We start from the raw sequence: 20,497 nt of genomic DNA on the forward strand, positions 1-20,497 counted from the left end.
CAACCCGGCAAAAATGGCGCACATGCAATGATCGCTAAGGTATGTCCGAAAAGTGTCAAAAGCTCACTTGGCGCGCCGCTCAATGCCCCACGATCTCAGGCACCTTCGTCGCCGGCGGCGTGTTGCGGCTGCGGGTGGTGCGGACGATGCCGTCGATGATGGTCATGCCGATGCCGGGGAGATCGCCGAGCTGCACGCTTTCCAGGATGTTCTTGCCCGGCGAATGCTGCGCCTTGTCCATGATGACGAAGTCGGCCGAGCGGCCGACCTCGATGAGGCCGCAGTCCAGCGCGCGCATCCGGGCGGTGTTGCCGGTGGCAAAGCAGAATGCGATTTCGGCCGGCACCTCGCCGAGCGAGGACAGCAGCGACACCATGCGCAGGATGCCGAGCGGCTGCACGCCGGAACCGGCCGGCGCGTCGGTGCCGAGGATGATGCGGTTGAGGTCGCCCATCTCGCGCGCGGTGCGCAGCGTGAACAGCGCCGAGCGCTCATTGCCGTTGTGCACCAGTTCGAGGCCGCGCTTGCAGCCTTCGCAGATGCAGCGGATCTGGTCGTCGGGCAGCGCGGTGTGGCCGCCATTGATATGGCCGACCACGTCGGTATCGGCTTCCAGCACCACGTCCTTGTCGATCAGGCCGGAGCCGGGGATCGACGGCCCGCCGGTGTGAATGGTGCTCTGGATGCCGTATTTGCGCGCCCATCCCACCATCTTGCGCGCGGTCGGGCCGTCCTTGACGCCGCCGAGCCCGACTTCGCCGAGTAGCTTGACGCCGGCCGCGGCCAGTTCCTTGAAGTCGTCCTCGACCATTTCGCATTCGATCACCGGCGCGCCGGCATGCACCTTCACGCCGCCCGGCCGCAGCGTCCAGAACGCGCGCTGTGCGAAGATAGCCATCGCCTTCAAGCCCACGACGTCGCGCGGCCGGCCCGGCATATGCACTTCGCCCGCCGAGATCATGGTGGTGACCCCGCCATGGAGATAGCTGTCGATCCAGTTGGTCTGGTTCTGCCGCGGCGTCCAGTCGCCGGCGACGGGGTGGACGTGGCTGTCGATCAGCCCGGGCGCGACCGTGGTGCCCATGGCGTCGACGATCGTGGTGGCGCCTTCGGTGTTGACGTCCTTGGCGTGGCCGATCGCGGTGATCTTGCCGTTCTCGGCCACGATGGTGTCGGCGTCGAGGATCGGCTTCTCCAGCGCGCCCGACAGCAGCAGTCCGATATTGCGGATCACCAGTTTGGTCGGGCCGGCGGCCTGGGGGGCATCATGGGCCATCAGGTTTATCCTTTTCGTTCAATGCCTTCGCAGGCGCTCCCCGGCATCTTGCGCGCGGCTTGACGCCGGGATCAAGCCGGATTATTCATTCGTATACGAATGAATGTATACAAATGAATTGAACGGCACAATCGGCCGCCAGACAAGCCGGATCGGCGAGATGAGCAACTTCAACCGGGAAAGCGTCCTCAGCGTCCATCACTGGACCGACACGCTGTTCAGCTTCACCACCACCCGCGACCCTTCGTTCCGTTTCCGCAACGGCGAATTCACCATGATCGGCTTGAAGGTTGGCGAGAAGCCGCTGCTGCGCGCCTACAGCGTCGCCAGCGCCAATTACGAAGACCGGCTCGAATTCTTCTCGATCAAGGTGCCAGACGGCCCGCTGACCTCGCGGCTCCAGCATCTGAAGGAAGGCGACCAGGTCATCGTCAGCCGCAAGGCCACCGGCACGCTGGTGATCGACAACCTCGAAGACGGCCGCAATCTCTATCTGATCGGCACCGGCACGGGCCTGGCGCCGTTCCTCAGCGTGATCAAGGACCCCGAGACCTATGAGCGCTTCGAGAAGGTGGTGCTGCTGCACGGCTGCCGCCGCGTCGCCGAACTCGCCTATGGCGAGATGATCACGGAAAAGCTGCCGAACGACGAGCTGATCGGCGAACTCGTCCGCAACCAGCTGATCTATTATCCGACCGTGACGCGCGACCCGTTCCGCAACCGCGGCCGGATCACCGACCTGATCAATTCAGGCAAGCTGTTCAGCGACATCGGGCTGGCCTCGCTCGAGCCCGGCCGCGACCGCGTCATGATCTGCGGCAGCCCGGCGCTGGTTCACGACACCCGCGCGCTGCTGTCGGGCAAGGGCTTTGCCGAAGGCAATCACGGCGAGCCCGGCCAGTTCGTGGTCGAGAAGGCTTTTGCGGAACGGTAGGATAGTCGTCATTGCGAGGAGCGTAGCGACGAAGCAATCCAGCTTTTCGCCCGTTGCGGGAAAGCTGGATTGCTTCGCTGCGCTCGCAATGACGGACTCTGGGTCCGCTATTTCCTCTTTTCCGACAGCTTGTAAATCTCCAGCGCGTCGGCATCCGCGCCGCGCGCGGCTTTTGCCAGCCTGAACAATTGCGCGGCCAGTGCCGCCATCGGCACCGGCGTCGAGGTGTCGTGCGCCACGTCGACCACGGTGTCGAGATCCTTCAGCATGGTGGCGATGTGGCCGAGCGGCGGCGAGTGGATGCCCTGCGCCATGCGCGGCACGAACAACTGTAACGGTATCGAATCGGCAAAGCCGCCGGCGAGCGCTTCCGGCAGCCTGACGGCGTCGATCCCGGCATTGCTGGCGAGTCGCGTCGCCTCCGCCAGCACCGCCATCGCGCAGCCGACGATCACCTGATTGCAGAGTTTGGTGGTCTGGCCCGCGCCGGTCGGGCCCATATGCGTGAACCGGCGCGCCATCGCCAGCACATAGGGCCGCGCCCCAATGCGGACGGTTCCGGCGGCTGTCGGTTCCGGTGGCTGTCCGTAGCGGGTGAAGTTGTCGTATTTTTGTAGCTCGTGATCTGTCGCCTTCGTTATTGAGTTTCGGAGGAGCCGGAAGGCGTGGACGGTTCCGCCGGTTTGGTCATGCCATGGATATTGGTGGCAGGTTAGCCCCTCGGGTTGGTTTCTTTGTTTGACTTGAAGCCCGTTTCTCCGCCCCGACCCGCGCTATCTCGACGGCGGCGCGCGCAGGAGCGGTCAAGGACGCGCACTTGCGCGCCCGTAAGGGCTTGTCCTTGACGGCTCCGAGCACGCTGCCAGGCTGAGGCGCGTCGGGGCTGATCTGCTGTCCATCGGCGGCAAACCTCGCCAATCGGTGCGGGCCAAGGAACACGCCCACGGTGCCATCGGGATACCCGTGAACCCGCACCACGGCCTTGACGAAGTGGGGCCTGAGCCGGCTCTCCGGCAACTGCAGCCGCCGGCCGCTCCATGCGATCGTGTTGTCGTTGGCGACGGTTCGCTCTTCGATCACGCACAGCGCTTCGCGCCAGGCCTCGTGCCGGTCGGCTACGAACGCCGTGCCTTGCTGTTCGGCCACGATCGCAAACGCCGCATTATGCTCGGCGATGTAATGCGCCTTCAACCACGCATTGGCGGCCTCGACCGTCCTGATCCCGGCGAGCCGCAGATCCTTCGGCAGCCGGCCCTGCAGCGTGCCGAACACCCGCTCTGAACGCCCGCGCGCCTGCGGCGAATAGGCCGCGATATGCTCGATCCCAAGATGCGATAAAGCCCGTCCCACCTGGGTTTGTTGCGTCTTCGAGACCTTCGCGCCGGCCTTCGGGGTGTAGAAGTAATGGCTGCCGCGATCGGTGTAGAGCGCGCAGAACAGACCACGCTCGCCAATCACCTCGCCCAAGGCCCGGAACGTCGACGCCGTCCCTTCTTCCTCGACCAGCAGCATCGAGTAGATCTCGCTCGTCGCATCGTCCATCGTGACGATCAGGTCCATCGCCGGCAGACCTTCGATCCAGACGTGGCGCGACCCGTCCTGGTGAAGCAGCATGCCCCGAAGCGGCCGGCGCGGACGCTTCTTGCGGTGCGCCGAACGCTTCGGCGCCTTCTGCACCAAGCCCGCAGCATGCAAGGCCAGCTTCGTCACCGTGTAGCCCAGCACATAGCCATGTCGCTTTTGCAGCTGCTCGTGGAAGTGCTTCACCGTGAAATCGGCGTACTTGTCCCGGAACAGCCCCAGCATCCGCTCCAGCTCTTCCTCCGGCGCACGCCTCGGTGATCGCCGGCCCATGCGCCGGTCGACCAGCCCGTCATCGCCCTCCGCCTCAAAGCGTTCCGCCCAACGTTGGAACGTCCGCACGTTGATCCCCAGAAGCTCAGACGCCGCCTCCTGCGTCAGCTCCTTCGCCTCAGTCCGATCCAGCAAACTCGAAAACCGCATCCGTCGTACACCCTCGTGAATGGATGCCGTGCCCATCGTGCCCCCTTTGTTCCGGGGCACCAAAAACACGACACTTCACGAGCTACAAACAGGCGACAGATCACGAGCTACTGACACTGTCGGTTCCGGTGGCTTGCCTGATTGTTTGAACCATGAAAGGCTTGGCCCTTCCAATTTGCGATGATGCCTGACGGCATCGGAAAAACGGAGTGGGGCGTGATGCGGATATCTTCGAAGTGGATTTTGGCGGCCGGCGCGGCGGCTAGCTTGTTGGCCGGCGTCAGCGCATCTAGCGCGCAACAGACGATCCGTGTCGGCTGGACCATTCCGGCCGAGGAATCGAAATACTGGATGATGCGCCGGCCAGCGGAATTTCCCGATCTCGGCAAGACCTACAAGATCGAATGGACGCAGTTCCAGGGCACCGCGCCGATGACGCAGGCGCTGGCCGCGGGCGCGCTCGATTGCGCGACCCAGGCGGTGCTGTCGCTGTCGAACGGCGTGGTCGGCGGCGGTCTGAAGGCCTACATCGTCGCCCAGCATGTGTTCGAAAAGCCCGGCGGCTTCTCGGTCTATTGGGCGGTCAAGGACGATTCACCGATCAAGACCATTGCCGATCTCAAGGGCAAGACCGTCGGCATCTCCGTGATCGGCGGCGGCACCCAGGGGCCGTTCAACATGCTGTTGAAGAAGAACGGGATCGACCCGGCCAAGGACATCAAGCTGGTCGAAGTCGGCTTCGCGGTTTCCGAGGACGCGCTGCGTCAGGGCCGCGTCGATGCCGTCAACATGAACCAGCCGTTCGCGGCGCGCGCCGAGGCCAAGGGCGGCACCCGCAAGCTGTTTGCGCTTTCCGAGGTGATGCCGAACATCGTCCACATTCTGGAGGCGTGCCGGGCCGACTTCGTCGACAAGAATCCGGAACTCGTCAAAGCCTATGTCCGCGATCTCACCCTGGGCATGAAGAAGGCGCTGGCCAATCGCGAGGAAACGCTGAAGGTCGTCTCCGAGCAGTTGAAGGCGCCGATCCCGGTGCTGGAAACCTATCTGCTCAAGGACAACGACTTCGGCCGCGACCCCGGCGCCGCGCCGAATTTCCCGGCGATGCAGAAGATGCTCGACATCTATGCCGAGACCGGAATGCTGCCCAAGCTCGACGTCGCGCAGTTCAAGCACCCGACCATCGTCGCGCCGCTGCAGTAACGGGAATTATCCACGTTGTCGTCCCGCGAACGCGGGGACTTCTTTTCCCTCTCCCCTTGTGGGAGAGGGTGGACGCGATGCGTAGCATCGCGGACGGGTGAGGGGTTCTCTCCGCGGATAGAGACCCCTCATCCGGCGCGGACTGCGTCCGCGCCACCTTCTCCCACAAGGGGAGAAGGAAGCCGGACCGTTCGCGAGGAAGACACCGTTTAAAGAGACCAGCGCATGAAAAAGTGGCGATCCCGCGTGACGACCGACGGCCTCGATCGTGCGCCGCACCGCGCTTTCATGCGGGCGATGGGGCTCGACGACGCGGCGATCGCAAAGCCGATGATCGGGGTCGTCAGCATGAAGGGCGAGCAGACGCCCTGCAACATGACCCACGATTTCCAGGTCGATGCCGCCAAGGCCGGGATCGCGGAGGCCGGCGGCACGCCGCGCGAATTCGCCACCATTTCGGTATCCGACGGCATCAGCATGAACCATGAGGGCATGAAGTTCTCGCTGCTGTCGCGCGAGCTGATTGCCGACTCGATCGAATCCGTCGTCCATGGCCTCGCCTACGACGCCCTGATCGGCTTCGGCGGCTGCGACAAGACGCTGCCCGGCGTGATGATGGGGATGATCCGCTGCAACGTGCCGTCGATCTTCATCTATGGCGGCAGCGCGCTGCCCGGGCGGTTCGAGGGCAAGACCCTCACGGTGCTGGATTCCTACGAGGCCGTCGGCGGCTTCATGACCGGCGAGATCGACGCTGCGACGCTGGAGGGCATCGAGCGGACCTGTTTGCCGACGATCGGCGCCTGCGCCGGCCAGTTCACCGCCAACACCATGGCGATGGTGTCGGAGGCGATGGGGCTGACCATGCCCAACGTGTCGATGATCCCCGGCGTCTATGCCGAGCGCGCGCAGGTGGCGCGTCAGGCCGGGCGGCTGGTGATGCAGATGCTGGAGCGCGGCGGACCGCTGCCGCGCGAGATCGTCACCCGAAAGGCGCTGGAAAACGGCGCCGCCATCGTCGCCGCTACCGGCGGCTCGACCAATGCCGCGCTGCATCTGCCGGCGTTGGCCAACGAAGCCGGCATCGCCTTCACGCTGGACGACGTCGGCGAGGTGTTTGCCCGCACGCCGCTGATCGGCAATCTGCGCCCGGGCGGCAAGTATACCGCCAAGGACGTCTACGACATCGGCGGCGCCGCCGTCGTGATCCGCGCGCTGGTCGAAAGCGGCCACATCGACGGCTCCTGCCTGACGATCACCGGCCGAACGATCGCGCAAGAATATGGCGGGGCCAATGCGCCCGACGGCGAGATCATTTTCAGTGTCGGCAACTCGATCATGCCCGACGGCGGCGTCGCGGTCCTGAAGGGCAATCTCTGCCCCGACGGCGCCGTCATCAAGGTGGCCGGTCTGAAGAATCTCGTGTTCGAGGGAATCGCGCGGGTATTCGAGGACGAGGAGCAATGCGTCGCCGCCGTCCGCAACCGGAAGTACGCCGCGGGCGAGGTTCTGGTCATCCGCAATGAAGGCCCGGTCGGCGGGCCCGGCATGCGCGAGATGCTGGGCGTCACCGCGCTGATCTACGGGCAGGGGATGGGCGAGAAGGTCGCGCTGATCACCGACGGCCGCTTCTCCGGGGCGACGCGCGGGATGTGCATCGGCTATGTCTCGCCGGAAGCCTTCGTCGGCGGCCCGCTGGCGCTGGTCCATGACGGCGACCGCATCCGGATCGACGCCGCCGCGCGACGCATGGATCTCCTGATCGACGACAACGAATTTGCCAGGCGGCGGCAGGCCTGGCAGCCACGGCCGCCGCGGCATCGCGCCGGCGCGCTCGCCAAATATGCGCGTCTGGTCGGCCAGGCGCCCGGCGGCGCCGTCACCCATGAGGGCGCGGCGGAATGGCCGTGGTTCGACTAGGCCATGATGCTGGTATCGGGCGTCGCGATGCCCTATACGACCGGCATCGGGGAACATCATCCATGGCGCGGTTTGCGAGAATATTCACGACGAAGACGCTGCTGCGGATCGTCTTCGTGCTGGCGGCCACCGTCATGATGAAGGCGCTGAGCGCCCATTTCGGTTTCAGCTGGGCCGTCGCGCTCGCGCAGGGATGAGGATGCGGACTCATTGGCGCGCAGCCAATTTCGGCGGAGATTGAATCACCTTCCAAAGCGACGCTAGCAGAGCAAAACCGGACAGCCGACATTTCCGATAGTGCCCCCTAACCGGATATGGTGAAGAAATTTCCGTTCTATCGTCGATGTTTTTGTTGAATTCAGCTGTGTCGACCATCATATCTCGATTATTGGCTGTCTATCCCGTCGCAACGAGGGAACCGGAAATGGTGATTTTGCGATCGATCGTAAATGCCTGCCTTGCCGGGGCGATGCTCGCAGGTACGCCGGCGCTCGCGGCGGAGGCTACGCGCCCGAACAAGGTCTCGTTCTATTTCGCCGCGCACGAGGACGACTGGCAGCTGTTCATGAATCCATCCGCCTTCCAGGACGTGATCGCTGGCGCCGCCAAGACCATCTTCATCCATGTCACCGCCGGCGACGCCGGGCTCGGCATCGGCTCGGGCGGCCGCAAACATCCATACTATCTCGCGCGGGAAAACGGCGCCGAGCAGGCCGTACGCTTCATGGCCGACGCCCATCATGTGCCGGTCAGCCGCGCGGCGTCGAGCATGTCATTCAATGGGCATCCGATCTTCCGCGTCAGCTACCGCAACACCGAGAGCTATTTCCTTCGCGTCCCAGACGGCAACCCGGCCGGCTCGGGTTATCCTCACACTGGCTTCCAGTCGCTCAAGCGCCTCGCTGACGGCGACAACGACACGCTGGCGGCGGTCGATGGCACTACCGCCTATCACGGCTGGAGCGATCTGGTAAAAACGCTGCGCGCGATCATCGATTATGAGCGCGAGCAGGCAGGGCTGGTGCAGCTCAATATTCCCGAGCTCGATCCGCGCATCAATCCGGAAGACCATTCCGATCATCTGATGACCGCGAAAGCGGCCATCGAAGCCGCGCGCCATTTGTCCTGCGTCCGCCAGGTGTCCTTTGTCGACTATGCCAGTTCGCGACTGCCGGAGAATCTCGACCTGCAGCAGCGCGACATGGAAAGCTCGGTGTTCGCGGTGACGCTCGCCGGTGTACAGGCGTTGGGCCACGGCACCTCCTGGCATCATTACGACAAATCCTACGTTGGCCGGAACTATTTCCGCGTGCAGGAGCCGACGGGCAGCTGTGCCGGACCAGCGACCGAGTTCGCGACGCGCGGTGCGGCACAGAATTAGCCGGTGGTCCGGGCTGATACATGCCGTACGGCACGCAGCCGATCGACCCATAGACTTCCGCGTTTGATTCTACCCCGGTTCGGCGCGTAGCGCTGCGCACCGCATGGCGCATTTCGCCGGCAGGTTAGTCGCAATCACTTGATGCAAGTCAAGAACCATGCGCATTTGTCGGGAAACTTCAGACCGGCTGACGGGCTTGCGGGAACATTGATGCGCCACCTCGAAGCGCCGACGACTGCGCCCCAAACCCACCGTATCGCCTCGGTGGACGCCCTGCGCGGCTTCAATATCTTCTGGATACTCGGCGCCGATGGCATTTTCTGGTCGCTCGACGAGATGTCGCGGGGCAAGGGACCGGTTCTGAGTGTGATCGGAAGCTTTCTCGGTACACAGATGACCCACGTCGCATGGGAAGGCTTCCGCTTCTACGATTTCATTTTTCCCCTGTTCATATTCGTCAGCGGCATGGCGATCGCGCTATCATTGTCGCGGCTGGTCGAAAGAGAGGGCAAGGTGCAGGCGCACGTCCGGGTGCTCCGCCGCGCGCTGCTTTTGTACGGTTTGGGACTGATCTATTACGGTGGCATCAGTGAGCATTGGAGCGACATCCGCTTTGTCGGCGTACTGCAACGTATCGCGCTTTGCTATCTATTCGCATCGCTTCTATTTCTGAATTTGCATATGCGAGGGATCGTCGTGGCGCTGGTCGTGCTGCTGGTCGGCTATTGGGCGTTGATGATGTTCGTGCCGGTGCCTGGGATCGGCACCGGCTCTTTCGCGCCGAACGCCAATTTGGCCAACTGGATTGACGCGCATTATCTGCCCGGGCGGCTGTGGGAGGTCAACCGCGATCCAGAGGGGCTGTTGAGCACTCTACCGGCAATCGGCACGTGCTTGCTCGGCACGCTTGCCGGCTTGCTGTTGATCGACGAGCGGCTGCGAGCGCAACAGAAATCGCTGATGCTGATCGTCGCCGGTATTGCGCTGGTTGCCGGCGGATATCTTTGGGGATTGCAATTCCCGATCATCAAGACGATCTGGACTTCGTCGTTTGTGCTGGTCGCCGGCGGATACAGCCTGATGCTGCTGGGCGCCTCACATCAGGTCATCGATGTGTGGGGTTACAGGCGCTGGGCGACACTATTTGTTTGGCTCGGCGCGAATGCCATCACGCTCTACTTCATCAACAACGTGTTGGGCTTCAACAATGTGTTGGGCTTCAACGATATGCCGGGCTTCGAGCGGTTCGCGATGCGTTTCGTCGGTGGAGATTTTGCTACCTTACTCGATGGCGTGGCGACGCCGGGCGCTGGGCATTTCATCGTGCGTGCGCTGGGTCTGGCATTGGCCATCGCGCTCGCTGGCTTCTTGTATCGCCGCAAGATTTTTCTGCGCGTCTGAGTCGTTGCGGCGAGGGAATGTCGTTGTGAGCTTTCTCGCTACGATCATCCAATCCAAATTCTCCGGGCAAACAGCGCCGCGTTCATGAACAGGGACGCGCTGAAGAGTCCGATCACCCCGACCAAGAGCCACCTCGCCCGCATTCCAAAATCAGCCAACACGACAAACAGAGGAAACGAAACAAGATTGAATCTGCCCATCGACGTGAAACCTGCCGGTCCGCCGCTGAGCGTCAGATAAGGCAACAACAACACGCCCATGGCGAACAGTGTCCAGGAGAAGGGCAGTCGAGACCAGCCGACGAAAATCAGCACGATGAACAGCAGGGTGAGCCAGCTGGCCTGCCCCCACGGGTTCCAATCATTGAGGATCAGCTGGGTGAAGGGTTCAAATTTGAGTGCCGCAACCAGTCTTGTGACCTGCGTCACTCCCAGATGGAAAGCCGTTTGCCCTTTCGAGAATACAAGCGGGTCCCCGAAAGAGTACCAGAGGTAGATCATGAACAGCCAGATGCCCGATGTCGCGAGAAGCACGCAGGGTATGAGGGCAGGAAAAAGCGGCTTATGATCTCGATTGAGCCACATCTCCCGGACAAGCACAGGCAACAAGACGATGCCCGCTGATCGGTCCGCAACTGCCAGACCTGCAAGCAGAGCTGCCGACAAATAGCGTTTTCGCTTCAAAGCAAGAAAGAACGAAACCATCAGGAGCAGTTCCAATGGTTCGGTATACCCGGCTGACAGGAAGACCGAGGCCGGAAAAAAGCTGAGCAATGCAGTGGTGACGAGAGCGAGTTGATCACCAAATTCCTCGCGAACCAGCTTGAAAAGAACGACGATAGCCAGCAGTCCCGCGACGTTTGATACCAACAGCAATGCGTCCGCAGGCGTGAGGCCGCTAATCGCCGCGAGGCCCCGTGCGAGCATCGGATACAACGGGTAAAACACGACATTCTGTTGAATGGTCGGATCGCCGTTATAGCGATATCCCTCTGTTGCTATCCTGAAATACCATTCTGAATCCCATTGCAGCAATTGGTGGTACCAGAACGGTCCTGCAGACCAGACATCGGTCGCGATGGGCAGATATTTTTGCGAGAATACCAGTCCGAGCGCGACTACCGCGCGCGAACACAAAAATATCGAGATGGCCCAAAAGCAGGGAAGCCAGGCATGATATTTCCAGTTCGGACACCGCATCTCCATGCCCATACTGTCGCGTGCCATAGGCACAAGATCAATCGTCCTGCCTGTGCCTCAAATGCGATTCGGCAAAGACGCAGAGGACGGACGTGAGATACGGGCCCACAGCTCAAGCGCTTGATTTGGCTCCGGCATTTCGACACCAAGCGGGCAATGTCGGCTATGGGGCATTTTTCGGACCTCGCGCGATGTCAGACGTCAGTCCGTGCTGCGCACCGAAGCGGACGTCCGCCAATCCCCAACGCCTGTAAATTGATGAGTTCTATGCGCTCACGCCCCAGGCTCGCTGTTTTCGGCCTGCCCCGCCCGAGCCGCAAAACAGCATCGCCAAGCCCCGCCGGTTTCCGCTATGGTCGGTCCGGTAACTCATGGAATGAAGCCGGGAAGCAAAGCGGGAATGAAGGTAGTGTCATCGCGGCCGGATATTCGGACTGAGCTGGCGCCGGCGCGCGGGCAGGCTTCCGCCATGATCGAGATCGATCGGGTCTCGCAGGTTTTTCGTACGTCCGGCCGCCAGGACCATCTGGCGTTGTCGGATATTTCGCTGACAATCGAGGATGGCGCCTTTGTCTCGATTCTCGGTCCCTCCGGCTGCGGCAAGTCGACATTGCTCTATATCGTCGGCGGTTTCGTCAATCCGACCGCAGGCGTGGCGAAAGTCCGGGGCAAGGCCATCACCGGGCCCGGTCCCGATCGCGGGCCGGTGTTCCAGGAGTTCGCGCTGTTTCCCTGGAAGAGCGTGCTCGGCAATGTGATGTACGGCCCGCGCCAGCAGAGCGTGAAACCGGCGGAGGCCGAGGCGCAAAGCCGGGCGCTGATCGAAATGGTCGGGCTCAAGGGCTATGAGCATTTCTACCCGAAGGAATTGTCCGGCGGCATGAAGCAGCGCGTGGCGCTGGCGCGCACGCTGGCCTACCACCCCGCGGTGCTCTTGATGGACGAGCCGTTCGGCGCGCTCGATGCCCATACCCGCACGCGGTTGCAGAACGACCTGCTCAACATCTGGGAGCGCGACCGCAAGACGGTGCTGTTCGTCACGCATTCGGTCGACGAGGCGGTGTTCCTTTCCGACAAGGTCGTGGTGATGACGCGCTCGCCCGGGCGCATCAAGGAGGTCGTCGATATCGACCTGCCGCGTCCGCGCCGCCGCTCGGAGCTGCTGCTCGACCCCCGTTACCAGAAATACGTGGTCGATATCGAGCGCATGATCGACGACACCGGTGCAGACGAGTTGCGGCCATGATCGCGGTGCGCGGCATCGTCTCGCGGCTGGCGCCGCTGCTCGCCTGTCTCGGCCTGCTCGGGATCTGGCAGGTCGGGGCGCTGATCCTGAGTACCGAAAGCTTTCCGACCGCGGTCGAGGCGATCCGCGCGGTGCCCTCCATCCTCGGCGACAAGGAATCGCTGATCAACATCCTCGACTCGGTGCGCCGCATGGCGATCGCCTTCGCCGTCGCGCTGGTCGTCTCCGTTCCGCTCGGATTGATGATGGGCCGCTCGCGCGCCGTGGCCTCGTTCTTCAATCCGCTGTTGATGATCACCTATCCGGTTCCGAAGGCGGCGCTGATGCCGATCATCATGCTGTGGCTCGGCGTCGGCGATCTCGCCAAGATGCTGGTGATCTTTCTCGGCGTCAGCCTGCCCGTGATCTATCACAGTTTCCAGGGCGCCAAGGCGGTCGAGGAAAAGATGCTGTGGTCGGGCGCCGCGATGGGCCTGTCGGCGGCGCAGCGCATGGTCCGGATCGTGCTGCCGGCGGCGCTGCCGGAAATTCTCACGGGATGCCGCACCGGACTGGTGCTGGCGCTGATCACCATGGTGACCTCCGAGATGATCGCGCGGCAGTCGGGTGCCGGCAACATCCTGTTCAATTCGCTCGACATGGGACAGTACGACACCGTCTACGCCATGATCATCATCATCGGCGCGATGGGGATCGGTCTCGACGCCGCGTTCGAAAGCCTGCGCAGCCGGCTGGTCAAATGGTCCGAGCCGGGCTTCGACATACCCTTGAGCTTTGCATGAACGCGCGCGCGCTCACCACGGATGTTCTGTTAGGGATCGCGCCGATCGCGCTCCTGGTCGCATTGTGGCAGGCGATTTCATCGTTCGGCTATGCGCCGGTGACGCTGCTGCCGCCGCCCGGTCAGGTGTTCATGCGGTTGGCGCAGCAGCTCGCCACCGGCGCCTTCCAGCATGAGATCGCCGCCACGCTGTTCCGGCTGTTCGCGGGATTTTCTGTCGCGGTGATCCTGGGCGTCGGCATCGGGCTTGCCGCAGCCGCAAGCCCGGCCGTCAACGCCGTGGTGCGGCCGATCGTGCGGGTCCTGGCGCCGCTGCCCAAGGTGGCGCTGTATCCGGCGCTATTGTTGCTGCTCGGTTTCGGCCATGAATCCAAGATCACGCTGGTCGCCGCGGACGCGCTGTTTCCGATTCTGCTCTCGACCTATTACGGCGCCTCGATGGTCGAGCAGAAGCTGATCTGGTCGGCGATGGCGGCGGGTACGCCGCGCCGCCAGATCCTGCTCAAGGTGGTGTTGCCGGCGGCGATGCCGTCGATCCTCACCGGTTGCCGCATCGGGCTTGTGATTTCCTGCATTGTGGTGTTTCTCGCCGAAATGATCACCTCGACCGAGGGCCTCGGCCATCTGCTGGTGACGGCGGCGCGGACCTTCCAGGCGGTCGACATGTTCGTGCCGCTGATCACGATTTCGCTCTTGGGACTGATCCTCAACGGCCTGCTGCAGGGCTTGCGGTCCTGGCTGCTGCGCGGCTTTCCGGAAGTGTGATGTTCAATTTGCGTGAATCCCGCTCTTCTCGTCATGGCCGGGCTTGTCCCACGGCTGTCCGGCACGTTTTCTGCTTGATGAAGTGCACGGCATTGATTCTGCTTGGGTTCAGTTGGTTGCGAATCATCTGAACAGCAAGAGGATCAACGCCGTGCCGCACCAGAATATCGTTTTTCACTGCCTTCTGAAGCAGATTCCGTGGGCGACGTTTGATCGTCTTGTGGACCGGCACAATGCCGATTGGGACGATCGGGTGACGAAGAGCCGTCCGCATCTGATCGCAATGCTGTACGCACAGTTTTGCGGGGCGCGCGGCCTTCGGGAGATCGAAGCCGGCCTGAGAAGCCACGCCGGTAAGCTTTATCACCTTGGCGGCTGCACGATCTCGAAGTCGGCCTTGTCGACCGCGAACGCTTCGCGCCCTGTGGAAGTGTTTGCCGACCTGCTCTCGGCGCTGATCGCTCAGTTGCAGAACGGCTATCGCAGGAAGATCGGCGATTGCGTTCGCCTGATCGATTCGACCAGCGTGCGGCTGAGCAGCCTGAGCGGCCATTGGGCGACATTTTCGGCCGGCGTTTGCGGCGCCAAGGCCCACATCATCTACGATCCCGATGCCGACCAGCCGCTCTACCTGATGGTGACGCCTTGCAACGTCAATGACATCACGGCGGCCAAAGCGATGCCGATCGAGGCGGGGGCGACCTATGTTTTCGATCTCGGCTATTACGATTACGGGTGGTGGGCGACGCTCGATCAGGCCGGCTGCCGTATCGTAACGCGGCTGAAGCGCAACACGCCCTTTGAGGTCGTCGAGGATCGGCCGGTTGCGGTGGGATCGCCGGTCCTGAGCGATCGGACCGGATATCTTCCGAAGCGGCTCGCCGCCTCCCGCTGCAATCCAATGTCGGGCCTGGTCCGCGAAGTCCAGGTCACGATAGAGACCGGCAAGGTGCTGCGCATCTTCACCAACGATCTGACCGCCAGCGCAGAGGAAATCGCCGATTTGTACAAGCGTCGCTGGGCGATCGAGCTGTTCTTTCGATGGGTCAAACAGACCTTGAAGATCACTCACTTCCTCGGCACATCCGAAAATGCGGTTCGCATTCAGATCACGGTCGCCCTGATTGCCTTCCTGTTGCTGCGCCTGGCTCACGACGCCAACAAGATCGTCAAAAGCCCGCTCGCCTTCACCAGGCTGATCCGTGCCAATCTTATGCATCGGCGGCCGATTGCAGGACTTCTTCAAAAAGCCTCCCCGCCAGGCCCAACACCACACCAGGCCAAATTCGATTTCGAGCCCTCCGCTACCCGGACGGCGCGACGTCGTCGCACCGCCCGCGGTTGCGTCACATTGGAGAAGGCGGCATGAAGCATAACCCGTGCCGGACAGCCGTGGGCTTGTCCCGGCCATCCACGTCTTGTTTGCTGCGACAGTGTCAAGACGTGGATGCCCGGCACGAGGCCGGGCATGACGAGCTCACTTTAACTGGAGATAAGCACATGTTCGCAGATCGCATAGAAGCAAAGTGGATCGACGCGTTCTGCGAGATTTTCGAGCGCTGCGCGGTCAAGCCGGGCGACACCGCAGCGATCCTGTCGGAGACGCAGTCGCGCGCGCTCAACATTCACCTCGCCGAGCTGGCGCTGCTGCGGATGGGCGCCAAGCCGTTCCACATCGTGGTGCCGACGCCGCGCAACCGCGAAGCCGTCCCGATCCGCTCGACCGGCGCCAGCATCGCCATCCAGAAGCTCGGGCCGGTGGTCTCGGCGCTGCAGCAGGCGGGCTTCGTGGTCGACTGCACCATCGAGGGCCTGATGCACGCGGCGGAGACGCCGGAAATCCTGAAAGCGGGCGCGCGCATTCTCAACATATCCAATGAACACCCGGAGGCGCTTGAACGCATGGTGCCGGATACCGCGCTGGAAAAGCGCGTTCGTGCGGCCGTGAAAATGCTGCGCGGTACCAAGCGCATGCGCGTGACCTCGAAGGCCGGCACCGAGCTCGACGTCGACATGGTCGGCGCCTCCACCGCCGGCGTCTGGGGCTGGACCGACCGGCCGGGCACGCTGGCGCACTGGCCGGGCGGCATCGTCGTCAGTTTTCCCAAGAGCAAGACCGTCAACGGAACGATCGTGATGGCCCCCGGCGACATCAATCTCACCTTCAAGCGCTACCTGACGTCGCCGATCAAGATGACGCTGAAGGACGATTACGTCACCGACCTCGAAGGCGAGGGCAGCGATGCGGCGATGATGCGGTCCTACCTCGCGGCATGGGGCGACCGCGAGGCCTATGCGGTGTCGCATGTCGGATGGGGCATGAATCCCGGCGCGCGCTACGAAGCGCTGACCATGTACGACCAGCGCGACACCAACGGCACCGAGCTGCGCGCGGTTTCCGGCAACTTCCTGTTCTCAACCGGCGCCAATGAATTTGCCGGCCGCTACACCTCGGGGCATTTCGACTTGCCGATGATGGGCACCACCATCGAACTCGACGGCGTCGCCGTCGTCAGGGAAGGGGTGCTGCAGGAGGTATTTGGGTAGGGTCAACCAGAACCGTCGGGCGCATCGGTAGGACCCCTTGTTTCTTTGCATGGGGTTGTTTTCGATATTTCACACCAACGCCGTCACATGGACGCTTCGCCGGGCTCCAGTGCCAGTCCGCCGAAGCCCTTTGCGACGGCTGGCAAGCGCGGACATGACGCGTCAGAGATAGAGGCCGCTGGTGTAAGGCGGACACGGTCGCTGCGCTCGCAATGTCGGGCTCTCTACTCCCGATCCAGCACCGGCGGCCGGGCCAGTCCGAAATGCCTGAGCAGGTCGACCATCTCGGCGAGGCGGTTCTCGCGGTAGGCATCGACGTCGAGGCCGGAATAATCGAGAAAGCCGGCGCCGGTGCGCATGCCGATGCGGCCCTCATGCATGTTGTTCGAGATCACCTCGGGCGCGCGGTAGCGGTCGCTGTGCAGCGCGCCTTCGAGATAGCGGCTGGCGTAATAGAGGATGTCGCCGCCGCCCCAGTCGATGAATTCCAGCAGGCCCAGCACCGCGTAGCGGAAACCGAAGCCGTAGCGGATCGCCTTGTCGATATCCTCTGCGCTGGCGACGCCTTCCTCGACCATCCGCGCCGCCTCGTTCATGGCGAGCGCCTGGATCCGCGGCACGATGAATCCGGGCGTGGCCGCGCACACCACCGGCACCTTGCCGATGCCTTCGAGCAGCGCCTTGACCCGTGCGGTGACATCCGGATCGGTCACTGCGCCCGGCGATATTTCGACCAGCGGAATCAGATAGGCCGGATTGAGCCAGTGCACGTTGAGAAAGCGGTTGGGATTCTCGACCGCGCCGGAGAGATCGTCGACCAGGATGGTCGAGGTGGTCGAGGCGACGATCACGTCAGGCCCGACGCATCTCGATGCCGCCGCCAGCACCTCGCGCTTCAGGTCGACCACTTCAGGCACGCCCTCGAATACGATACCGGCGCCGGCGAGCGCGGCAGGCATGCCTTGCGCGGGCGTCACCGAAACGCGGGCGATGACGGTGTCGGCGTCCTCCTCGGCCAGCAATCCGAACCGCGCCAGGCTCGCCAGCGTCTTTTTGACTTCACCGAGCGCCTCGGCTTCGAGTGCCGCGAAGCCGTCCGGGGAACGTTCCTTGACGTCGATCATGGTGACGGCATGGCCGGCATAGGCGAACGCCACCGCGATGCCGCGGCCCATGCGGCCGGCGCCGAGACAGGCGATGGAGGGGCGCGCGGTCATCCGCCGAAGCCCTCGCGCAACAGGGCCTGCAGCGCGGCGCGATCGAGCTGACCGAGCCCGAGACTGGCGAGCGTGCGCCCGGTTCTCGAAAAATCCTCCCCGCAGATCGCGCCGCCGATGGCCAGAAAGGCCTTTGCCAGCGGTGTCGCCACCCCGGCCAGTCCGGCCGCCGACACCAGAAACGACAGACCGAGATGCAGATCCTCGCGCATATAGCGATGCTCCCGGAGCACGATCCGCTCGCGCCAGTCGCCGGAATCGGTCAGGCGATCGTGTGAACCGCGGCCGTACATCCACTGCTCGCCTTCGCTGGCGTAATGATGCGCCAGCGGAAAATGCGGGGCGCCATAGCCAAAACCCTCGCGCACCGCGATACGCTCGGCGTCGAGCGCGTCGGTGACGCGGCGGATCGAGGCTTGGGTGCCTTCCTTGTGGATGTCCCAGCGCTCGAAATGCTCGATCGGACCGGCGTTCATGACGATCAATGGCGGGTGGATGATCGGCCCGGCATTCATCAGCGCACCCGACAGCGCGTCGCCGCAGGGCTCGATCACGCCCGGAAAAGCCCGCCCGATGACGTCGAGCGCATGAGGAGCGGCATCGAGCGGGAATACGCCGACCGGCAGCCGCTTGGCGCGGATGGTGATGGCGACTTCGAACGGCCCGTGCTTGCGCGTCAGCCAGGGCAGCGTGCCGGTCTCGGCAAAGCTGACGCGCGCACGATTGCCGGCGTCGTGAGCCGCCTTGGCGAAGATCATGGAGCCGAAGGTGGCCGGCGGCAGGAACACCACCTGGCCGTCGGCCAGGTGTGGCGCGATCAGCCGCGCGATATCGGGCTGGGCGAAGGCCGGGGCCGGGCACAGGATCAGTTCGGCGCCGCTGATGGCCTCGGCGATGTCGGTGGTTACCAGCGCCAGTTGCACGTCGTGCCGGCCGCCGGCGTCCTTGACGAGAATGCGCGAGCCCGCCGCGCGATGCTGCACGACCTCAGCCGCATCGCGCCGCCACAGCCGGACATTATGGCCCTGCAAGGCAAAATCGCCCGCGGCTGCAAACGAGCCATTGCCGCCGCCGAGCACCGCGATCTTCAAATGGCTTCTCCTTGCGAGGACTCCGGCGCGTCGAGCCGGCGCAGCATGAAGTGCTGAACCTTGCCCAGAGCCGTGCGCGGCAGGTCGTCGACGAAAACGATGTCGCGCGGCACCTTGAAGCGGGCGAGCTCGGTCAGCACATGCGCCTTCAGATCCGCCGCCTCGACCGAACATCCCTTGCGCCGGATCACGTAGGCGACCGGCACCTCGTCCCATCTGGGATCGGGCCGGCCGATCACACCGCATTCGACCACGTCGGGATGTTCCAGCAGCACGCGCTCGACTTCCGCCGGATAGACGTTCTCGCCGCCGGAAATGATCATGTTCTTCTTGCGGTCGTGGACATAGAAATAGCCGTCGGCGTCGCGCAGCCCGATATCGCCGGTGCGGTACCAGCCGTCATGCAGCGCCTCGCGCGTGGCTTCCTGGTTGCCCCAATATTCGTAGAACACGTTGGGGCCGCGCACCGCGATTTCCCCCGGCGTGCCCGGCGGCAGCTCGGCGCCATCGTCGTCGATGATGGTGGCTTCGCAGCACAAGCCGGGAAGGCCGGTCGAGCCGACGCGCGAGAGATCGCCGCCGAGCCGGGTATAGACCGCGACCGGGCAGGTCTCGGTCGAGCCATAGACCTGCAGCACCGGCACCCCGCGCGTGACGAAGCGCTCGATCAGATGCGGCGGCACGATGGTCGATCCGGTCGAGACCGCCCTCAGAGAGGACAGGTCTGCAGTGGCCCAGCCGGGATGCTCGGTCACGGCCTGAATGGTCGCGGGCACCAGCACCGTCAGGGTCGGCCGATCGCGCGCGAATGCTGCGAGCGTCGCATCCGGCGTGAAGCGCGGATGGATGGTCACGGTGGCGCCATGGTGCAGCGCCGGCGTGGTCTGGATATTGAGGCCGCCGACATGGAAGAAGGGCAGCACGGTGAGCACATGATCCTCGGAGGTGAGGCCATGCATGTGCTGGCTCATCACTCCGTTCCACAGCAGCGCCTCCTGCCGCAGCACCGCGCCCTTCGGCCTTCCGGTCGTGCCGGAGGTATAGACGATCAGCAGCGGGCAGGTGAGGTCGGTGTGCGGATTGCGGCCATCGCCGCGGGCGCGGGTCAGCAACTCGTCGAATGCGCTGCCCCGCGGCGGCACGAAATCGAGCCCGACGATGCTGGCCTCGGGCAGGCTGGTTTCCAGCGCGGGGAGGACTTCCGCGAAGGCTTGTTCCAGCGCCAGCACCTTTACCGAAGCATCCGACAGGATGAACAATTGCTCGGCCACCGCGAGCCGCCAGTTCAGCGGCACCAGCATGGCGCCGAGTCGAGCGCAGGCATAGAGCAGCACCAGGTAGTCGGGCCGGTTCTGGCTGAGGATCGCGACGCGGTCGCCGCGGCTGACGCCGTATTCGGCCTTCAGCGCCTGCGCGGTCTGCGCGATGCGGATACTGAACGCCGCGTAGCTCAGAACCTCGCCTTCGAAAATGGTCGCAGGCTTGTCCGGCGTGAACGCCGCATTCCGTTCGATGAGATCGGAAAGGTCCAT

The 20,497-nt window shown here is 63.6% G+C and carries 17 protein-coding genes and 1 pseudogene; 11 read left to right on the forward strand and 7 right to left on the reverse strand.

The features are described from left to right. Nucleotides 1-79: 79 nt before the first annotated feature. Nucleotides 80-1,276: an amidohydrolase family protein gene (locus tag KMZ29_RS08700; RefSeq protein WP_215623317.1), complete on the reverse strand. Its 1,197-nt coding sequence runs from the start codon at nt 1,274-1,276 to the stop codon at nt 80-82. Nucleotides 1,277-1,436: 160 nt separating this feature from the next. Here KMZ29_RS08700 and KMZ29_RS08705 point away from each other — a divergent pair, with 160 nt between their 5' ends. Further along, nucleotides 1,437-2,210 (forward strand): ferredoxin--NADP reductase, encoded by a 774-nt coding sequence (locus tag KMZ29_RS08705; RefSeq protein ID WP_215623318.1) that lies wholly within the window; start codon nt 1,437-1,439, stop codon nt 2,208-2,210. A 107-nt stretch (nt 2,211-2,317) separates the two neighbouring features. On the opposite strand, the gene KMZ29_RS08710 is transcribed toward KMZ29_RS08705, so the two are convergent. Both KMZ29_RS08710 and KMZ29_RS08715 read right to left on the reverse strand, forming a co-directional pair. Next, nucleotides 2,318-2,731 (reverse strand): NAD-binding protein, encoded by a 414-nt coding sequence (locus KMZ29_RS08710; protein ID WP_249779861.1) that lies wholly within the window; start codon nt 2,729-2,731, stop codon nt 2,318-2,320. A 166-nt stretch (nt 2,732-2,897) separates the two neighbouring features. Next, on the reverse strand, nt 2,898-4,214 hold the full coding sequence (locus KMZ29_RS08715) for an ISNCY family transposase (protein ID WP_215620016.1): 1,317 nt from the start codon (nt 4,212-4,214) through the stop codon (nt 2,898-2,900). Nucleotides 4,215-4,433: 219 nt separating this feature from the next. On the opposite strand from KMZ29_RS08715, the gene KMZ29_RS08720 reads away from it, so the two are divergent. The 5 genes from KMZ29_RS08720 to KMZ29_RS08735 all read left to right on the forward strand — a co-directional run bounded on the left by KMZ29_RS08720 (nt 4,434) and on the right by KMZ29_RS08735 (nt 10,119). Next, on the forward strand, nt 4,434-5,417 hold the full coding sequence (locus KMZ29_RS08720) for an ABC transporter substrate-binding protein (RefSeq protein ID WP_215616409.1): 984 nt from the start codon (nt 4,434-4,436) through the stop codon (nt 5,415-5,417). 225 nt (nt 5,418-5,642) lie between these two features. Continuing rightward, a complete protein-coding gene (ilvD, locus tag KMZ29_RS08725; RefSeq protein ID WP_215623319.1) occupies nt 5,643-7,337 on the forward strand; it encodes a dihydroxy-acid dehydratase in 1,695 nt (564 codons plus the stop codon). Nucleotides 7,338-7,399: 62 nt separating this feature from the next. Next, on the forward strand, nt 7,400-7,534 hold the full coding sequence (locus KMZ29_RS26860; protein WP_256442502.1) for a hypothetical protein: 135 nt from the start codon (nt 7,400-7,402) through the stop codon (nt 7,532-7,534). 227 nt (nt 7,535-7,761) lie between these two features. Continuing rightward, complete coding sequence (locus tag KMZ29_RS08730) at nt 7,762-8,718, forward strand: PIG-L family deacetylase (RefSeq protein ID WP_215623320.1); 957 nt, start codon at nt 7,762-7,764, stop codon at nt 8,716-8,718. Between the two features lie 210 nt (nt 8,719-8,928). After that, nucleotides 8,929-10,119 (forward strand): acyltransferase family protein, encoded by a 1,191-nt coding sequence (locus KMZ29_RS08735; protein ID WP_215623321.1) that lies wholly within the window; start codon nt 8,929-8,931, stop codon nt 10,117-10,119. Nucleotides 10,120-10,163: 44 nt separating this feature from the next. On the opposite strand, the gene KMZ29_RS08740 is transcribed toward KMZ29_RS08735, so the two are convergent. Then, nucleotides 10,164-11,345 carry a mannosyltransferase family protein gene (locus tag KMZ29_RS08740; protein ID WP_215623322.1) on the reverse strand — a complete coding sequence of 394 codons (1,182 nt, stop codon included), beginning with the start codon at nt 11,343-11,345 and terminating at the stop codon, nt 10,164-10,166. A 373-nt stretch (nt 11,346-11,718) separates the two neighbouring features. Between KMZ29_RS08740 and KMZ29_RS08745 the strand changes: the two genes are divergently transcribed. The 5 genes and pseudogenes from KMZ29_RS08745 (at nt 11,719) to KMZ29_RS08765 (ending at nt 16,657) form a co-directional block, all read left to right on the forward strand. Then, nucleotides 11,719-12,564, forward strand: coding sequence for an ABC transporter ATP-binding protein (locus KMZ29_RS08745; RefSeq protein ID WP_215623323.1), 846 nt, complete (start codon nt 11,719-11,721; stop codon nt 12,562-12,564). After that, nucleotides 12,561-13,346 (forward strand): ABC transporter permease, encoded by a 786-nt coding sequence (locus KMZ29_RS08750; RefSeq protein WP_215623324.1) that lies wholly within the window; start codon nt 12,561-12,563, stop codon nt 13,344-13,346. The genes KMZ29_RS08745 and KMZ29_RS08750 overlap by 4 nt, the downstream gene beginning before the upstream one ends. Beyond that, the gene (locus KMZ29_RS08755) at nt 13,343-14,110 is read left to right on the forward strand and encodes an ABC transporter permease (protein WP_215605643.1); all 768 of its coding nucleotides are present in this window, start codon (nt 13,343-13,345) and stop codon (nt 14,108-14,110) included. The genes KMZ29_RS08750 and KMZ29_RS08755 overlap by 4 nt, the downstream gene beginning before the upstream one ends. A gap of 151 nt (nt 14,111-14,261) precedes the next feature. Further along, nucleotides 14,262-15,374: pseudogene (locus KMZ29_RS08760) on the forward strand (IS4 family transposase); the annotation flags it as partial. 236 nt (nt 15,375-15,610) lie between these two features. Further along, on the forward strand, nt 15,611-16,657 hold the full coding sequence (locus KMZ29_RS08765; protein ID WP_215623325.1) for a 2,5-dihydroxypyridine 5,6-dioxygenase NicX family protein: 1,047 nt from the start codon (nt 15,611-15,613) through the stop codon (nt 16,655-16,657). A 224-nt stretch (nt 16,658-16,881) separates the two neighbouring features. Here the strand turns inward: KMZ29_RS08765 and KMZ29_RS08770 are convergent, their stop codons facing one another. From KMZ29_RS08770 to KMZ29_RS08780, 3 genes are read right to left on the reverse strand one after another with little or no spacing between them, the layout of a single operon-like run. Beyond that, nucleotides 16,882-17,874, reverse strand: coding sequence for a 3-hydroxybutyryl-CoA dehydrogenase (locus KMZ29_RS08770; protein WP_215623326.1), 993 nt, complete (start codon nt 17,872-17,874; stop codon nt 16,882-16,884). Further along, nucleotides 17,871-18,965: an NAD/NADP-dependent octopine/nopaline dehydrogenase family protein gene (locus tag KMZ29_RS08775; protein ID WP_215623327.1), complete on the reverse strand. Its 1,095-nt coding sequence runs from the start codon at nt 18,963-18,965 to the stop codon at nt 17,871-17,873. Before KMZ29_RS08775 ends, KMZ29_RS08770 begins: the two co-directional genes overlap by 4 nt. Continuing rightward, nucleotides 18,962-20,497, reverse strand: a complete 1,536-nt coding sequence (locus KMZ29_RS08780; protein WP_215623328.1) for a class I adenylate-forming enzyme family protein — start codon at nt 20,495-20,497, stop codon at nt 18,962-18,964. Before KMZ29_RS08780 ends, KMZ29_RS08775 begins: the two co-directional genes overlap by 4 nt.

The sequence above is a fragment of the Bradyrhizobium sediminis genome (assembly GCF_018736085.1).
GTDB classification, from domain to species: domain Bacteria; phylum Pseudomonadota; class Alphaproteobacteria; order Rhizobiales; family Xanthobacteraceae; genus Bradyrhizobium; species Bradyrhizobium sediminis.

Coding starts and splice junctions, on each gene's coding strand:
- KMZ29_RS08700 (WP_215623317.1), bottom strand. CDS start 1,276: ATGGCCCATGATGCCCCCCAGGCCGCCGGCCCGACCAAACTGGTGATC.
- KMZ29_RS08705 (WP_215623318.1), top strand. CDS start 1,437: ATGAGCAACTTCAACCGGGAAAGCGTCCTCAGCGTCCATCACTGGACC.
- KMZ29_RS08710 (WP_249779861.1), bottom strand. CDS start 2,731: ATGGCGCGCCGGTTCACGCATATGGGCCCGACCGGCGCGGGCCAGACC.
- KMZ29_RS08715 (WP_215620016.1), bottom strand. CDS start 4,214: ATGCGGTTTTCGAGTTTGCTGGATCGGACTGAGGCGAAGGAGCTGACG.
- KMZ29_RS08720 (WP_215616409.1), top strand. CDS start 4,434: ATGCGGATATCTTCGAAGTGGATTTTGGCGGCCGGCGCGGCGGCTAGC.
- ilvD (WP_215623319.1), top strand. CDS start 5,643: ATGAAAAAGTGGCGATCCCGCGTGACGACCGACGGCCTCGATCGTGCG.
- KMZ29_RS26860 (WP_256442502.1), top strand. CDS start 7,400: ATGGCGCGGTTTGCGAGAATATTCACGACGAAGACGCTGCTGCGGATC.
- KMZ29_RS08730 (WP_215623320.1), top strand. CDS start 7,762: ATGGTGATTTTGCGATCGATCGTAAATGCCTGCCTTGCCGGGGCGATG.
- KMZ29_RS08735 (WP_215623321.1), top strand. CDS start 8,929: ATGCGCCACCTCGAAGCGCCGACGACTGCGCCCCAAACCCACCGTATC.
- KMZ29_RS08740 (WP_215623322.1), bottom strand. CDS start 11,345: ATGGCACGCGACAGTATGGGCATGGAGATGCGGTGTCCGAACTGGAAA.
- KMZ29_RS08745 (WP_215623323.1), top strand. CDS start 11,719: ATGAAGGTAGTGTCATCGCGGCCGGATATTCGGACTGAGCTGGCGCCG.
- KMZ29_RS08750 (WP_215623324.1), top strand. CDS start 12,561: ATGATCGCGGTGCGCGGCATCGTCTCGCGGCTGGCGCCGCTGCTCGCC.
- KMZ29_RS08755 (WP_215605643.1), top strand. CDS start 13,343: ATGAACGCGCGCGCGCTCACCACGGATGTTCTGTTAGGGATCGCGCCG.
- KMZ29_RS08765 (WP_215623325.1), top strand. CDS start 15,611: ATGTTCGCAGATCGCATAGAAGCAAAGTGGATCGACGCGTTCTGCGAG.
- KMZ29_RS08770 (WP_215623326.1), bottom strand. CDS start 17,874: ATGACCGCGCGCCCCTCCATCGCCTGTCTCGGCGCCGGCCGCATGGGC.
- KMZ29_RS08780 (WP_215623328.1), bottom strand. CDS start 20,497: ATGGACCTTTCCGATCTCATCGAACGGAATGCGGCGTTCACGCCGGAC.